Source organism: Prosthecobacter sp. (assembly GCF_044226605.1).
Lineage (GTDB): Bacteria > Verrucomicrobiota > Verrucomicrobiia > Verrucomicrobiales > Verrucomicrobiaceae > Prosthecobacter.
In genome coordinates, this window is the sequence record NZ_JBGAGS010000031.1 from 1 (window position 1) to 15,492 (window position 15,492).

At 60.5% G+C, this 15,492-nt stretch carries 13 protein-coding genes; all 13 read right to left on the bottom strand.

Features of this window, described 5'->3' with window-relative positions; translation table 11 throughout:
* Positions 1–651: 651 nt before the first annotated feature.
* The 13 genes from ACILSO_RS29190 to ACILSO_RS29250 all read right to left on the bottom strand — a co-directional run bounded on the left by ACILSO_RS29190 (position 652) and on the right by ACILSO_RS29250 (position 15,487).
* On the bottom strand, positions 652–1,209 hold the full coding sequence (locus ACILSO_RS29190) for a hypothetical protein (RefSeq protein ID WP_395741024.1): 558 nt from the start codon (positions 1,207–1,209) through the stop codon (positions 652–654).
* Positions 1,210–1,233: 24 nt separating this feature from the next.
* Positions 1,234–2,340, bottom strand: coding sequence for a hypothetical protein (locus ACILSO_RS29195; protein WP_395741025.1), 1,107 nt, complete (start codon positions 2,338–2,340; stop codon positions 1,234–1,236).
* A gap of 28 nt (positions 2,341–2,368) precedes the next feature.
* On the bottom strand, positions 2,369–3,088 hold the full coding sequence (locus ACILSO_RS29200; protein ID WP_395741026.1) for a hypothetical protein: 720 nt from the start codon (positions 3,086–3,088) through the stop codon (positions 2,369–2,371).
* A gap of 286 nt (positions 3,089–3,374) precedes the next feature.
* Complete coding sequence (locus ACILSO_RS29205; RefSeq protein ID WP_395741027.1) at positions 3,375–8,984, bottom strand: zeta toxin family protein; 5,610 nt, start codon at positions 8,982–8,984, stop codon at positions 3,375–3,377.
* 420 nt (positions 8,985–9,404) lie between these two features.
* Positions 9,405–10,439: a hypothetical protein gene (locus ACILSO_RS29210; RefSeq protein WP_395741028.1), complete on the bottom strand. Its 1,035-nt coding sequence runs from the start codon at positions 10,437–10,439 to the stop codon at positions 9,405–9,407.
* Between the two features lie 576 nt (positions 10,440–11,015).
* Positions 11,016–11,723 carry a hypothetical protein gene (locus ACILSO_RS29215; protein ID WP_395741029.1) on the bottom strand — a complete coding sequence of 236 codons (708 nt, stop codon included), beginning with the start codon at positions 11,721–11,723 and terminating at the stop codon, positions 11,016–11,018.
* Entirely contained in the window at positions 11,720–12,439 is a 720-nt protein-coding gene (locus tag ACILSO_RS29220) for a hypothetical protein (protein ID WP_395741030.1), read from the bottom strand. The genes ACILSO_RS29215 and ACILSO_RS29220 overlap by 4 nt, the downstream gene beginning before the upstream one ends.
* Positions 12,440–12,492: 53 nt before the next feature.
* Positions 12,493–12,663, bottom strand: coding sequence for a hypothetical protein (locus ACILSO_RS29225; protein ID WP_395741031.1), 171 nt, complete (start codon positions 12,661–12,663; stop codon positions 12,493–12,495).
* A 2-nt stretch (positions 12,664–12,665) separates the two neighbouring features.
* Positions 12,666–13,484, bottom strand: coding sequence for a hypothetical protein (locus tag ACILSO_RS29230; RefSeq protein ID WP_395741032.1), 819 nt, complete (start codon positions 13,482–13,484; stop codon positions 12,666–12,668).
* Between the two features lie 21 nt (positions 13,485–13,505).
* A complete protein-coding gene (locus tag ACILSO_RS29235) occupies positions 13,506–14,162 on the bottom strand; it encodes a hypothetical protein (RefSeq protein WP_395741033.1) in 657 nt (218 codons plus the stop codon).
* A 61-nt stretch (positions 14,163–14,223) separates the two neighbouring features.
* Positions 14,224–14,721, bottom strand: coding sequence for a CHAP domain-containing protein (locus tag ACILSO_RS29240; protein WP_395741034.1), 498 nt, complete (start codon positions 14,719–14,721; stop codon positions 14,224–14,226).
* 51 nt (positions 14,722–14,772) lie between these two features.
* Complete coding sequence (locus tag ACILSO_RS29245; RefSeq protein WP_395741035.1) at positions 14,773–15,222, bottom strand: hypothetical protein; 450 nt, start codon at positions 15,220–15,222, stop codon at positions 14,773–14,775.
* 25 nt (positions 15,223–15,247) lie between these two features.
* Entirely contained in the window at positions 15,248–15,487 is a 240-nt protein-coding gene (locus ACILSO_RS29250) for a hypothetical protein (RefSeq protein WP_395741036.1), read from the bottom strand.
* Between the last annotated feature and the right edge of the window lie 5 nt (positions 15,488–15,492).

A 15,492-nucleotide genomic window follows, 5' to 3' on the forward strand; every position in this document is an offset into this window, starting at 1 on the left:
CTCCCTCTGATAAGCGCATTACAAGCGCTCAGGAAAGCAGCACAGCACTGAAGGCAAAATCGCTTGGCAGAATGCCAGAATTTAACCGGCATTCCGGGCAGGCCTCTCTAAAAAGAGTGTTTTCACACAGCCTGTGTCCCTAGCCCGCCGTCGTCGGAGCGCGGCGGGTGTGTGTGCTGGAGGAGTGCTGTGGAGTTCTGGGCGTTTCAGTCTGGGAGTAAGAGGAGGAAGATGCTGACGCAGGAGGAGGGGCGGCTTGTCGTTTGAAAGCGGTGGCTTGAAGCGATGCCCCGTGATCGAGGACGAGTTCGAGTAGGACGAGGACGAGAACGATAAGCTCGCGATCATGCACGGCGGGAATTTGGAGTGCGGCGCGCGAAGCGAGGGATGGGCAAAGCTGCCGCTTTCGGGCGTCTTGTGGCGGGCGTGGGCATGCTGGGTGGCGAGAGCGCACAGGCTGCCGCTTTCGTCGGGTTTGTGGGCTTTGTTTGGCCGTCCTGCACGGCGAAAGCGGTAGCTGCGCTCATTCTTCGCTGCGCGACCGCACTCCATATCCAGCTTCGCGTTGCCTTCTTCTGGTAGATGGGCTGGAAGTGGTGATGCACGCTCAGGCTCAGCACGGCGCAGTCAAACTGGCTGACTCAGCTTTATCTAGCCGTATCCATTCCAATTGATCAGCTCGACTTTGAAAGTCGTTAAATCGACGAAAACGCGGGTGCTGAAAGTGCCTCCATCGGAGATCGTGAAATAGGTTTTACGCCAGATGTCCAAACCGGCTTCCGTCGCCAGCAGGTGGAGCATGAGCATTCGCCTCCCTTTGATGAGGACCGGCATCATTTGAATGCGATACTCGGCTTGTTGCAGCCGGTTTATGATGCTCTCAATTTCGAATTCTTCCCCGGTTCCGAGTCGGCGGACGCGAAATTCTTTGATCATCGAAGTTAAGTTGAGGAGGACCTTGTTCTCTTCCTCGGGTGTGAACTGGCTCTCGAAAGCCAAACCGTAACAAGATTGAGCTTCCAGCAAGAAATTGCGGTCGCCGTGGAAAACAACGTGTTCGCAAACGGCTGGAGTCAGTGCGAGGCAGGGAGCCCCGGTCAACGACAGGACGAATAATAGCAGGAAGACCGACTTATATAGTCCTGTGAATGTCATGCCGATGCTAGGGTTGTGGAAGAAAGGAATAACACCTCTGAGCGACTCGGCCACTTCCTTGACGCTGCACAGCGCCCCCTACTTCTGATAAATCGGCAGGAAGTGATGATGCACGCTCAGGCTGAGTAGGGCGAGCGACGTTGCATACACCGCTCCGGCGCTTTTCTCATTGCCATTGCGGGGGAACCAGCTGCCGTCCTGGCCTTGGGCGGCGATGAGGGTCTGCTCGGTCTTCTGACGGGCGGTGGCGGCGTGGTCGCCGCCGCGCTGGTACATGCCCTGGGCGTAGTAGTAGCAGCCGTAGAAGAACCAGGGTTCATTGATCTCGGGCGGGGACTTGAGCAGCCAGTTGGCGGAGCCGAGGACTTCGGGGGCCTCATACTGGCCGCAGACTTGCAGGGAAAGCAGGCCGGCGGCGGTGGTGGAGAAGGTCTGGCGGCCGCCGTAGGGCTCGTAGCTGAAGGCGGCGTTGTCGCTCTTCGGGCGGCCGTTGGAGTCGCGGTCCACGCGGTAGCTGCGCTTGATGTAGGCCACGGCGTTGTCGATGGCTCCTTTGGGCACTTCAAATCCGGCGTTCTTGGCGGCACGCAGGGCCATGACCTGCCACACGCTCACGGAGATGTCGCTGTCGCTGGAGCTAGGCTCATAGCGCCAGCCGCCGCGGTTGGCCTCGCTCTTGGGCACCTGCTGGGAGCGGATGATGAGCTGGATGGCGCCCTCCAGCTGTTTGCGCAGGCGTTTGTCCGTGGCTTCGTCCGGGGCGTGGCCGATCATCTCTCCCATCATGAGGGAGATGATGCCGTGGCCGTACATGCGCGAGCGGTCGCTGCGGCCGAGGTAACCGTTTTCATCCGCCTCCACACCCTCCACCACGTAGCGAAGGGCTCTGCCGCAGGCCTGGCCTTCGGGCGTGGGGTCGTCTGGCATGTAACCCACGGAGGCCAGCCCCATGAGCGCGAGCGAGGTCATGGCCGCGCTGTGGGAGGGCAGATCGCCACGCGTGGGCTTGGCATCGGTCTTTTCATCGACGATGTAGCCGGCGGACTTTTGCTGCTTGATCAGCCAGCCGACGGCCTTGTCCACCGCCGCCTTGACCTGGGGGGAGATCAGCTCCGGCTTGGGGGACTGGGCGGCCGCGAGCGTGGTGGCCGCGAAGAGGATGAAAAGTGATCGGGAAAGGCGCATCAGGGGACGAAAACAGTCCAATGCACCTTCAACGCGCATTCATCCACGGAATTTGCGGCTCATTCTTCAACTGCTTCCAATTATTCCACGCCAGCATGCCGAAGACGATGAGGGTGAAGAGGCCGCTGCCGACGCGGACGCGCGCGTTGATCTGGAGCAGGCGCAGCACGCCATCCTGCAGGCCCAGCCAGAGGTCCGGCTGCAGGGAAAGCAGCGCCAGTGCCACCGCGCAGGCCAGACTGATCTTCAGCGCCTGGGTCTGCCGGGCATGTCCGAGCCAGGTGCGGCACAGATTGCCGCCGTCCAGGGGCAGCACGGGCACGAGATTGAGCAGCGCCCAGAAGATGCTGATCACAGTGAAATTATCGAGCAGCAGGTAGAGCCAGAGCCACGGCGGCCGCCAGAGAGTGGCGGCCCACCCGACGACCAGACCGGCGAGGATCTGCAGCGCCGGGCCCGAGGAGGTGACGATCAGGGACTCCCGGCGCGTGCGCGCCTGGCTGCCCACCGCCAGCCCGCCAAAGGCAAAGAGCACGATGCCCACGCGGCGGTCGCCGAAGTTGCGCATGGCCATGGCATGCCCCAGCTCGTGAATCAGGATCGAGATAAACGCCGCAGCCACCCAGGTGAGCACCTGCAGCCATTCCAGGGAGGACTGGGCCGAGATGGCGCCGCCCATGAGCGCGGCATTCAGCCAGAAAATGCCGTGGATCATGACAGGGAAGCCGAAGAGGATGAAGCGGAGCATGAGGGGGGAATGATGGAGGTGGGGAAGGCAGCGATTACCCTGTAAGGACTCGAACCTTAAACGAGAGAATCAAAATCTCCTGTTTTATCCTGATGTCTACCTCGCGAGACTGGCTGATATTTGCGGGGCTAAAGCAACAGCACGTCTACATTTGCATTGATGTGGGGGCGAAATGACTGCCTCACAAGGATTCGAACCTTGAATAACAGATTCAGAAGAGTTGTCTTGGTGCGCTGAACCCCTGATTTTACAAGGCCTCCAGGGCAAAAATCACTTTGCTACCGGTTCAGCTACCGTCAAAACCCAGCACTTTCCGCATCGCCAGACGCCTTTGAGCTACCACCTTGGCATTCAGCCGGTCCTGCATTTGCTCCCGCGTCGCCTCTGGAAAGTTCTCTTTGATGGTCTGCATTTCCTTCACCGCCTGACGTATGCCCGGCCCGGCCGTCTTCACAAGTTCATATCGTTCCTCGGACGTCAGAACATCAGCTGCAGCCCGGCCCAGCTTCCGTTCTCTTTCGATGCGCCACGGCCCCTCCTTGGCGGCTTTCTTCTCCATCTTGCTGAGGTAGCTGCCGACGTCGATCTGGTTGTCTAAGCCTGGCAGCCAAAGTTTTTGACGGGCCAGCCACAGGCCTTGCTCGTCCTCGCCCTGTCCCGTGGCGAGGCGCTTCATGATTGGCAAACGTTGCAGCGTGTCGAGCTTCACAGGCTCGCCAAAGATGTTCAGCGCTGGCTTGCCCACCATTTCCCGGATCACAGGCACATCTTTGAGCAACCCGGCTGTGATGGTCGTGTCGTCGATCTTGTCCCCGTGAAACAATTCGCTGATGTCTCTCAGCAGCCCTTGTGCAGGCACGAACCCAGCCGCAAACCGCGTGGCAAACTGTGAACTGCTACGCTGCCCTTCCAAGAGGTTGAACAGATCATTGATGCTCGATAGCACCCCTGTTTTCAAAAGCGCCTGAGGCGAAGTCCCCAGCGCATAAGCCGCTGCCCCCAGAGCGTGCTCTTCCTTCCCCTTTGGATTGTATCGCAGGTAGTCCATGGCATTGCCGGCCACGGCAAACACCAGCGAAAGCGGCGTCTCAGCATAGGAGACGTAGCCGTCTCCGACCTTGACTGTGAATGGGCGCCAGCCCTTGGGCATTTGATCTCGGCGCGCTTTCGTCGTAGGCCCCATGCCGTAGATCATGAAGGGGACTTCGTCGTCATCCCGATCGCGCAGAGCCAGTGCCCAGCCCCAGCACAGGCCTGCGCCTAATGTGCCGAGCATGCCGGAGGCGATGCGCTGGCGTCCCTCCCAGGCATCGAAGTCCACTTGGCTACGGTCCAGCCCATGTCTCGTGAAGCGCCCAAGAGTTCCTCTGACAATGCCCACTGGAGTGAAATCTAAGGCAGTGCTTGTCACATTCGCGACAATGTTAACGAATGGAATAAACGGCGTCAGCACCCGGACAGGGCCCCAAGGACTCGGGATCGAGAGCCGCTTGTGCGCATCGTTGATCAGTCCTGCAATGGCACCCATCGTTCCCTCGGGTTCCTGCGTGAATGTTGTTAGATCTCCAAACCTTGAAGCCTTGGCATTCAGATCCACGGGCCTCGATGCTTCCATGATCTCCCATGCCCTGCGCTCGACGTAGTCCTGGTTCCTCCCCTTGCTTGTTCCTGCCATCTCAGCCTGTGCCTGCGATAACGCGTTCTGATACTGCGTCGGACCATTGCCCAGCTGCTCAGCGAGATAATCCGTGAACCTCCCACCGTTGGTCTTCGTTTGCTCTGAGGCATAGCGCGCTGCTTCGAGCCACGCACGCCCTTCCTTGGCCGTGTGATAAAAGAAAGCATCGCCAGCACCCAGGGCACGGAAAACAAAACGGCCCAGCGCCACTCCATTCTTAAACCGTTGCCCCCACGTCTGCGGATTGTCGCTGTGAATCAGCTCCAGCGTCTGGCCGCTCCCGAAATGCAGGTCACCCTTGTAAGGCACCAAGCCTGTCTTCAGCGTGTTCCATCCCTCGAAGGCTCCACGCTTGGCACCCTCGAACATGCCGCGAATGAAATGCCACGTCTGTACAGGATTGTGCGTGGCCCCCACAGTCAAAGTTTTGAGCATCAGATGCACCGCGTTGCCGAAGACGTTCACGCCCTGCGTTGTCAATCCGCTCAGCACGTTGGCATACCAGAACGCTGTCACGATGTCGAGCGCTGGTATCCCCTTCCACATCGCCAGTTCAGCCATCAGCTTTGTCGTGGCCTCCTGTCTCAGGAACCCCTCAGGCGCGGCTTTCTGCGCCTCGATGAGACCCTTGATTTTCTTCCGCGTAGCATCGTCCATCAATGGCAAATCGAACGCTTCGGCGAAGGCCTTCAAAAACTGCGGACGGTCGAGAGCGCCGAGCTCGTGAGCGTCGAACAGCTTCCTCAAAAACTTGGGCATACGATCACGTGCTTTGCCTGGCAGCTTCGGTGTCAGCTGCTTCATCAGCCTGTCTATCGCACGCTCCTGTGCGATGACAGCGATGGCATGGCGCTCTTTGTCCAGCAGCCGCTGCAGTTCGGCGGCGTGCGCTTCGCTGGCTCCCAGCGCCATGGCTTGTGCCTTAATGTCGGGCAGTGCGTCGGGCTTCGCTTTGATGTACTCGCGGATTGCCTGGCTAAGAGCGCTTCCGACTTCCTTGGCCTGATGCGGGCCGCCGATCACGTGCCGCAGCGTTAAGCGGTCAATGTGCCCTTTCAGCTGTTGCTGAAAGGCATTCAGTTTCCGCTCGGCGGCATTGGCTTCAGCCAGCGCAGCCTTGGCAGCGCGCTCCATGTCCAGCATCCGCTGCAGTTCCACAGCCAGCGCAGCGTCCAGGCCTAGCTGACGGGCTTTCCCGTTGAAATCGGGAAGCTGGTCAGGCGTGGCCTTCAGATAGTCTCGAATGAGCTGGCTGAGAGCGCCTGTGTTCTGCTTCACTTGGTGAGGCCCACCGGTCACATGGCGCTCTGTGAGGCGGTTGATCTGGTCCCAGGCTTGCCGGGACAGATCTTCCGCCTCGCGCTTCTGAGCCGTCGCGTGAGCGGCGGCGGCATCATCGTCCAGTAGCGAGTGGAGACGGGCGGCCGTGTCCGGATCGATGCCCAGCGCTTGAAGCGAAGCTTGGAGCGTCGGGCCGTCGATCCGGCCGGCCGTGTAGTCGGAGGCGAGCTTGTGGACCTGATCTTTGGCGGCTTGCCCGGCTGGTTGCGCAGATGGTGAGGCTGCTTGCTGCCGTTCCATCTGCGCAATGAGACGGGCTGCGAGGGCTTGGGGATCGACGCGCCCTGGCTTCTTCTGGCTGGGCGGACGCGGCTTGCCCGCTTCCGCCGCTTTGCGCTGCTGGCGGGCCGTGGCCTTGGCTAGGTCGGCCTGGGCACGCTGGCGGCGCTTCTCCGCTTTCTGGGCGCGTTTCTGGGCCTGGGCAGCGTCGGCTGGAGTCGAAGCCTGCGTAGCCTCCAGCTGCGCTGCTGAGGCCTCCTGTGTGGCCTGGGCGAGCTGCTGGCGGAGTTCTGCGACTTGTCGCTGCAGCTCCGCGAGCTGATCGGCGGTGGTTTCTCCCAGCGCCTCGGCGGCCACGTCGTCTCGTTCCTCCGCCGCCGTGGTGCTCACTTCGTCGGCCAGCTTTGCTGGATCTTGGCCGGTTTGCACAGACATCTGCTTTTCTCGGGCTGCATGGACCTTGCGTTCAAAGGCCCGCAGCACTCCCTCGGAGCTCATGCGCGTCCACATCCCAAACACTCGCACCCCCTGCCCAAGAGTCGTGCCTTTGTGTTCCACCCATTCGGCTGTTTCGTGCAACAGGTCATCGAGGTAAGAGGTATCACCTCCTCCGGCCATTTCGGTTTGGCGGATGGCTTCATCGAGATGAAGGATCAACTGCAGGCCGATGGCCACGCGGTCAGAATCCACGAGGCCGCTTTCCGGATCAGTCATCACGGCAAATGCCGCCTCGGGTCCCTCACGGTCTAGGAAATCATTCGCCCGCTGTTGCCACTCCGCCTCGGACTCCACGCGGTAGTTGCTGCCTACGCTCTGGCGCCAGCTTTGCCTTAGACGCTCGTCAGCTTTCAGCCTTTGGCCGAAGGTCGTTTTCTCCCACTCGTTTACTGAGCTTGCACCTGGGCCGCCATTACCGGCTTGGCCTGGGGCTTCGGTTGCGTTGGCTCTGCCGGCATTTGCAGTCCCTTGAGCACGTAGCCCATCATTACTTTGCTCAACTCTTCCGCGGATCGCGGCTTGCCGTTCTGGTGTCCAGAATCCGTTTTGCTTTCTTTGCTCGAGCTCATGGTCAATCTGAGTATGCACCCTTCCCCGCGCATCGTCAAGAGAGCCGTAGGCCCGCCCAGCCAGCGCGCCGGGAGAGATGTGCATTGGCACGGCTCCGCTGTTATCGGCTACTTCCACTTTCACCTTCGGATTGCCGGCATACTCCCTGGCCAGACGCAGCACAGTTTGCTGTGCCCTGTGGTGCATGTCGGCCATCTTATCGGCGTTCGTTTCACGCCCTTCCCGCTCATAGCGGTCCATCATGTTCTTCGCCGCTTTCTCCAGTGGCGTGTGAATGTAGGTCACTGACACGTTGGCCCCCTTGCTCAGCGCCCGGTCTATCGCCGCCTTGCCGTTGGCGTAGGTTGCCATCGGTGCATCGATCAATACGTCCGCTTTCTCTGCCATCTGCGGCAACCGACTGCGCACATAGCTCTTCCCGCTGGCTGGCCCCCCGGTCAAAAACACCACGTTGCCACCCTCGGGCAGTGCATCGATTGCTCGTCTCGTGGCCTCGCGTGACAGCGCCGCCACCAGAGGATCTGTTGCCCGCGTGAAGTCCGTTCCATCATGCTCCGGGCTGCGCAGCATGTCGCGCATTTGATCGGCGTCGATCACGTTGCCATGCTTGGCCTGATAGTCTGCAAGGAACGACTCGGCATCCGGAGCCTTTGCATTCAGGATGGCCTGGCTCCTTTGCTGAAGCTCCGGCGGCAGAGTTTGAATGCCTCGCTGCAGGTCCTCATCAAGAGTGGATGGAGCGGGCTCCACCTGCACCTCTGGCCGGTTCAATTGCTCGGCAGTCGGCGGCGGCAACGTTCCTTCGAGCTGCTGCCGCTCCTGCGCAGTTTCGGCAGGTGCCGTGTCTGCAGCCTGTGGTGGCGTTTGATCCTGTGATACGCTTTCATTGCTTGCCCCTGTCAGTTTGTTCATGCCTGCCTTCACCACGGCGCCCGCGCCCATCAGTCCCAGCGAGCCCGCCAGTGAATCCTTCAACACCTGCAGCCGCTCCTGCTTGCTCAGATACGGGTTGTCGATGGTCGCGCTCACCTGCTCACCAGCCAGCTCACCCGCCAGTCCCAGTGCCACGTCACCAGCACGTTGCAGCCGCGTCGCACCCTTGGCGGCCGCCTTCACACCTTGCTTCACCGCCAGCATTCCCGGTATCACCTCGGCTGGATCCGCCGCCTCGGAAATCAGTCCCCTCACTTCCGGCTTCAGTGCACGCCCCAGCTTTGTATTGTTTTCCAGGTCTTGCTTGTCGTATTCCAGCTTCGCCATGAAGGGCGTTTTCAGCAGGTTCTTCTGTAGCGCCTCCCATGTCTGCGGGCTTCGGCTCACCAGATAGCCTTGCAACAGCTTCGCGTTCGCAGGATTGCCGAGCAGGCTGTTCTCCTCCGCATAGTCCTTGTCCCCGTAAAACTCCTCCTGCGTCTTCTGCAGCCCCGTGTGGTGCTCGTCGATCCACCCTTGGAAGCCACCCTTGTGAGTGAGGAAGTCCCCCCGGTCGATCTGCTCCTTCAGCCCGTCCAGCTTATTCACCAGCGGCTGCTCCGCATCGCTCAGCATTGCCGCACCGCTCACCGCCAGGCTCGTGATGTTGCGGCCCAAGGCGGGTCCCAGCGTCTCCATCGGCACCTGCCCCACCACACCCCACCCTGGCTTGCCATCGGGCAGCACTGGACTCACACCCATCACCCCCGTGCCGACGATGCCGGCCATGTCGTTGATGGCCTTGCCTGCCACTCCTGCATACCGCTTCGTGGTCTCCCACCCAGTCTCGGAGTCATTCACTTGCTGCCGCGTCTGCTGCGCGAGGGTGCCAAACTGCTGCCACCTCTCTGGCGTCCACCCACCGTTCTTGGAGATATAGTTGGATGCAGCAGCCACCCCCTTCTCAGACACCTCCTTCCGTTGCTCAAACGGCAGCGCATGAAAGTCCGGATCATTCAGCATGTTGTCCAGCTCTCCCGGATGCAGCATCGTCACTTCGTCAGACATGGTCTTGTGTGGTATGAAATATGATCGTGATTAAACCCCTGGCAGGAGTCCCTTCCATCCTCCCTGCCCCGCAGGTTTGGCAGGCTGCGCCGCCGCAGCCCCTCCACCCCCGGCGTCCTTCTTCTTCAGCTCCTTCCACCCCGGAGGCACCTCGTGGTCTGCTGGGAAGTCCACGATTTTTCCTAGATCGTTGACCACCTTCACCGTCTCCGCCTTGGCGGCCTGCGGTTCATAGGTCCAGCCTCCTTTGCCATACTGCGCCTTCACGCCCTTGGCCTTCATGTCCGCGATGTGCTGGGAGATTTGATCAGCGGTCGGCGCTTGCGGCTTCGTCTGGTGCTGCGGCACCGTGCCCATGGGCTTGCCGTCCGCAGTCGGAATGCCGTAGTCACTGTTAGGGATCGGAGTGAATCCTACCTTCGGCGTGCGGTTCCTGTCCAGCTCTTGCTGCTGCCGTGCGCGCTCTTCCTTCATCGCATCAGAGCCTTCGTTCAGGCCCCACATGGTCATCTGCTGCTGCCAGTGCTGGTCTGCAGCTTGCTGCCTTGCCGCCTGCTCTGCCTGCCACATCTGGTAGTGGTCCATTCGCTGCTGCTGGTCCTGTTGCACAGCATACTCATCCCTCCATTGCTGGTGTTCTGCCGCTGCCTGGTTGGCCGCATTCTGCTGGTTCATCGCTACCCGCTGGCCCGCGATCTGCGCAGCAGCATGGTAGTTTCCATCCGCCATCGCTTCACGCTCCGCCATCTCCAGCCGCCGCTCAGGATGTGCCTTCAGGCTGCGCCCCACAGCCCACGTCTGACTCATACCGGGACTCAAGGGCTCCCCAATCCCAGCAGGCCTCGGCGGCGGCGGAGCCTTATAGCCAGCCGGTCGCCACGACATCGGCGGCGGCGGTATGTTCATGGGCGCAGGCGGCGGCATCCCGCCACTTGGCGGGAACTGCATGGGTGCTTGCGGTTGCTTGGGCCTCTTCGGGCCGCCATCATCTTCCTCGTCGCCACCACCACCACCACCACCACCACCACCCGGAAGCGGCTCGTTCGTCTGCGGCTTCGTAGGCATGCCACCACCGCCGCCTTGTACCGGTTGTCTCGCCCAGTTCGCGTTATCCTGCGGCGATCCCGCTGCGGGTTTAGGTGGCTGCCATCCTGCGTTAAAAGCCTCACCCGTCCCAAATCCCACCGTCCCCGGGCCACGAGCTTGGTTGCGGTAAAACTGATCCAACCCGCTCCCGTTCCCCGCAGCGCTCCCCGTGCCCCGTTTCACAGGACCCGGCAATGGTTCGCTCGGAGGCATGGCCCCGCTTGGTGGTCGGTTCCCAGCACCTGGCGCTTGCTGCCCCTGCTGACCTTGCTGCCCAAACGGGTTCGCTATCGCCGCAAACGGATCTACACCACTCGGCGGCCGGCTACCTGCCCCCGGCATTGGCTCTGGCTGCGGAGCCTGCTGATTCGCGGCTATGACGTTCGCAAAGGGATTGTTTTTCCCCATCGGTGCAAAGGTCTGCGGAAAGCCCGCGGGACTTCCAGACACAGGCTGTTCCTTGTCCTGTTCCTGCTGCTGATCGTCCTGCTCCTGGTCGATGTTCGATGGTGGTGGTTTGGCCATGATGAAGTCCTCTCTCAGTGTTTGGTTTCTCTACCAGATTCGGCGCTCTGCCATCCCGCCTGCCCCCAGTTGCTTGAGGCATTTCACGTAGGGCAGGTGGCCGTCATCCCGCTCAATCATTTCTGCGGTCGCCCAAGGCGCGTGAACCATCGGGATGCATCCTTGCCTCTGGCCTATCAGCGCCAGCGTCACGTAAGCATGCCAGTCATCGCGCATCTCCAGAAGCCTCAGCACATGCTGGTCAGGATGGAGCCATGCGCACGTCCGCAGGCCGGTGCGCAGTGCGTCCAGCACACAGGATCGGCATTCCTCTTCATGCCCTAGCAGCAGCGCCCGATAGGCCAGCACTGCATTCACCCGCATGTAGTTCACAGCAAAGCTCGGATGCACACGCAGCCACTCCGTCACGGGGCTTTCTTCGTCCCACGTTGCCACTGCCTCTTTCAGTTTCAGCATGCGCCAGTAAAAGTTCGCTGTTCTCAGGCTCGTTTCCCAACGCACGCGCTCGCTCTCATTGCCGATCTCGCACAGAGACACATGAGCCGTTATCATCCTGCACTCATCAGCGCCCAGATCCGCACCCTCCATGCTTCGGTAGAGTGCCCAGCACTTCGCGTGGGCACGTTGCTCCATCGGTGCGGCCAGATCCGCCAGAACTGCAGACGCAATAGCCAGCTGCATTTGATGAGCAGCAGCACCTGGCAGCAATTTCCCGGTCTCGTGAAAGGAAGCGTTCATGCCAGTTTGATTGCCCTCGCGTGTTGAAATTTCACCGCCGCGTCTTCCGCCCTTTCGCCGCTCTCGCTGGTGTCCAGATCATAGCCCAAGAACTCGGCGGCCACGTCCAGGTGGCGCATTTTCTCCGCCACTGGAAAGCCCGCTGCGTGCACCGCGTGCACCATCGCTGGAGTGTGCAGGAAGCTGCGCCCTTGCACCATAAACCTCATGTAGTTGAAGCCAAAGGGAAGCAGGTGCAGCGGCACCTTGTTGTGCTGCACTCCTGCGTTGAGAAGGCTCTGGTCACCCCAGTCATGCAGTTTGTCTATTTTGCCTGCTTCGATTTCTTGGCTCAGCTTTCGGGCTGTGCCAAAGACTGCCCGGTGCTCTGCCCTGGAATTATCCCAGCAGAAAAAGCCGCTGTTAAAATATTGTCCGGCATCTAGGCCCAGCACCGGACAGTCATGCACCGGAAATGCTTTGGGGTGGAACACTCCCGGGTCATGAACCGCCATCCACGCCGCACCGTCCCATCCCGTCAGGTCCATGTCCCTGATCGCGCGCCAGTCCGCATCAAAGAAGACGCACTTGGTTTTTGGGCATAGCCTGTCCAGCCTCAGCTTCGTTAGATAGGCCTCCCGGTCTTCACACTCCACCACTTGCACAGGCACCTTCAGGTGCCGCTCGACGCTCTCCACAGCCGCTCGCGCTAGCTCCGCATACAGGGGCGTGCTCACAGTCACCGCCATCAGGGGCGCGGCTTTTGGGCCTAAAAGGTTTCTCAGAAAGTTCATCGTTTGTTGTACTGCCAGTTGTCACTCTTCACAAAATTCGTCATCGGCCTCACGCTCACGATTTTCGTCCCGCTCCCCGCATAACCGAACGCACTGATTCCGCTGCCCAGCAGCACGGGCCTTCCCCGTGGGTTCATGTTGCCTTTCTGGAAGTAGTCAGTGCTCATGGTCAGAACCTCATCTGTTTCACCGCAGGAGGATTTACCGTGGTCCTCACGCAGCGCCGCACTCCTGATTGTTGTGACACCACCTCGTCACACACATGGGTGATCCATGTCGTATGGTTCGTGGCGGGGAAGTCCTGATACTCACCAATCGAGATAGGCCGCTCAAACGTACCTGCCCCATTGAGCACAGTGCCTCCCATCTGTGTTTCGGGAAAGCGAATGTGCGGATGCAGGCACCGCTGGCTTCCGCTGCTGTTCCGCATGTTCCATGTCACCACCGTTGGCACCGGAATATCGAGCTGGAAGAAGTTGTCCGGAAATGGCTGATCACTCAGAAACACCTCCGTCTTCATTTTGCTGGCATACACTCCGCCCGGCAGCATCACGTATCGTTCAAACAATCGCGGCACACTCTTGACGTGGCCCCCCACCTCAAAGGTCAGAGGCTGCGTGCCGTCTTCGATGAACCCCAGACGCATCATCACGTCGGGCCATTCATGCGGCATCGTTCCCGGGTCTGTCAGGTAGCTGATCGGCTTTCTGAAAATGGCGCTGCGGTCGAGCGTGAAGTAGAACTCCCACAGCAGAGGACTTTCACTCTGCTCATCGCTCCGCCCTCCCAGCCGGTCATCCACAAAGATGTAGTCCTTGGTCCACGACTCATTGGAACGGCTCCGCACCTGATACGGGAAGTCCTTGTATTTTGTCACCAGTGGCACGGGCATTTTGTCGCCACGAATCGACGTGCTCGGCACGCGCACAATGAAGTCAGGCACGCCCGCCTGGCCGCTCGGCACTGGTTCAAAATCTAGGTAAGCCATGATCGTGCTCCGTGACTTGAATTAAGACACCCTCGACAGCCCAAGGCTGGCCGACCATCGTTTGGGCAGCACGTTCCCGTCATCCAGGATGAAGTGCACCACCGTCACGGTCTGCTTCTGCTGCCTCGGCGCCGTGTGGGTCAGCCGGTCATCTACCGCCGCGTTCAGCGTCCCGGTCAGCACAGACACCGTCCCCCCTCCAGAGTTTACTACTCCCCGTGTCGGTGCGGTGATATACACCCCCGCCCCCTCCATCGCATTTCCATTGCCGGGCGAATCATTGCCACCTGCGGTCACAGAGAAAGCCGTGCTCCCCCCGAACAGATCCCGGTAGGGCTCGATATTCAAGTCCACCGTCGCCACCGTCCCGTCAAAGCGGTAGGGTATGTAGCTGCGCGCCACCACCTGCACTCCGGGTGCATTCACTGTGGCCGTAGCCACGGCGCTCATGGTAAAAGTTGTGGCCGTGTCAACGGTGGCCACCGTCGTTCCGTTTGTGATGCCTTTGCCCACCAGCACCATGCCAGGCCATAGCCCCGTTGTGGCAGCGCATGTCACCACCGCATTGTTCTGGGTGAGCAATACACCAGCCAGCTTCACGGAAGCTGCCACACAGCCGATGGTCTCCACCACCCGGCCGCTTTCTTCGTCCACCACCTGCCATGTTTGTGATGCCATAAGCGTTTCAGTTTCTTCGTCTGGTTTCTGCGTACGTTGTTCGGGCTTTAGCCCGTCTGGTTCAGACCGTGAATCGTATCCGCGTTTTGATCAGGCTCAGCTTCCGCCGCTTGTTCATCACTCCGCCACCCTCACGCGAGCCCGCCACATCCGTGTTGCCCTCAATGGTCGGCACCATTCCGTTCTCATCCGGCGCACCAGTCGCTATCCCCACGTGCGAGAACGTGAAAATCACAATGTCCCCCGCCATGATGTCCAGCCCTGGGCTCCGCTTCGTCAGCGTTGTGTCATCCTGCTTCAGCGACCAGTTCTCCAGGTTCCACGCGCTCGCCGTCGTTGGCCGTTTGAATGTCGCTGTCTCCTTGATTCCCGTCGCCTGCATTGCCTGCCACACGCACCAGCACACAAACGCCGCGCACCACGGCCACGACTCATGCGGCGGCAGCACCGTCGCCGCTTTGTACTGGTCCACACGCGGCCCGCAGTTCGTGCCGTTCACTTCCTCCGTGCCAATTTCCTTGGTCGCGGCCTTCACAATCGCCTCAGGTAGTAGTCTCATGGTAGTTTGGGGTATCCGGGGCTTTCTGCCCCAGCTTGTTTCATCTCCGACTCACGGCGTCACCACCACCGGCTGCTTCGCGCTCGTCACCGGCACCGCCTGCAGCACCTTCGCCGCATCCGCCGCCTGCCCCGGCAGCTGCTTCAGCTCCAGCGCGATCATTGACGCCCCCGCCGCCGCACCGCTGCCCGTCGTCAGCCATACCGTGGCCCCGTTCGCCACATCGGCCAGCACATCGCCCCCCACCCTCACGGCGATGGATTTCCTCTGCTCTGCAGTCGTCCCGCAGCTCACCACCAGCAGGCAGCAAAGCAGCAAGCCCAGCGCTTTGAGTGAGCCTGTCACACCGGCATCCTTGGCCAGGTAGCCAAGCACAGCCATAAGCAGCGGGATCACCCACAGCTTCCAGTCGCTCAGGTTGCCCCCGTTCGACTGAAACTGTCCCAGAAAGGTCGCACCTGCCAGCAGGGCGCCAAAGATCGTTGTTCTCCAATTTTTCATGCGTCGATTGTTTTTGTTGTTGTTCTTACCCTTCCTGTTCCGGCCCCTCTTCAACCGCCGCCTCTGGCAGCGAGATGTTCAGTTTCCGAAACACACTTTTGTAGATCGCCAGTTGTCCTTTGATGAAGGACAGTTCTTCCAGCGTCTTCTCGAACAGCTTGCGCAGTGACAGCCGGTCCCGGCGGCACTCGTGATGGTCCTTCACGATGTAGCCAAAGAGCGCCACGATTACCGAAGCCAGCGCCCCGACTGCGATCTGAAACATGATTC

Coding starts and splice junctions, on each gene's coding strand:
- ACILSO_RS29225 (WP_395741031.1), bottom strand. CDS start 12,663: ATGAGCACTGACTACTTCCAGAAAGGCAACATGAACCCACGGGGAAGG.
- ACILSO_RS29250 (WP_395741036.1), bottom strand. CDS start 15,487: ATGTTTCAGATCGCAGTCGGGGCGCTGGCTTCGGTAATCGTGGCGCTC.
- ACILSO_RS29200 (WP_395741026.1), bottom strand. CDS start 3,088: ATGCTCCGCTTCATCCTCTTCGGCTTCCCTGTCATGATCCACGGCATT.
- ACILSO_RS29215 (WP_395741029.1), bottom strand. CDS start 11,723: ATGAACGCTTCCTTTCACGAGACCGGGAAATTGCTGCCAGGTGCTGCT.
- ACILSO_RS29245 (WP_395741035.1), bottom strand. CDS start 15,222: ATGAAAAATTGGAGAACAACGATCTTTGGCGCCCTGCTGGCAGGTGCG.
- ACILSO_RS29210 (WP_395741028.1), bottom strand. CDS start 10,439: ATGCCTACGAAGCCGCAGACGAACGAGCCGCTTCCGGGTGGTGGTGGT.
- ACILSO_RS29230 (WP_395741032.1), bottom strand. CDS start 13,484: ATGGCTTACCTAGATTTTGAACCAGTGCCGAGCGGCCAGGCGGGCGTG.
- ACILSO_RS29235 (WP_395741033.1), bottom strand. CDS start 14,162: ATGGCATCACAAACATGGCAGGTGGTGGACGAAGAAAGCGGCCGGGTG.
- ACILSO_RS29240 (WP_395741034.1), bottom strand. CDS start 14,721: ATGAGACTACTACCTGAGGCGATTGTGAAGGCCGCGACCAAGGAAATT.
- ACILSO_RS29195 (WP_395741025.1), bottom strand. CDS start 2,340: ATGCGCCTTTCCCGATCACTTTTCATCCTCTTCGCGGCCACCACGCTC.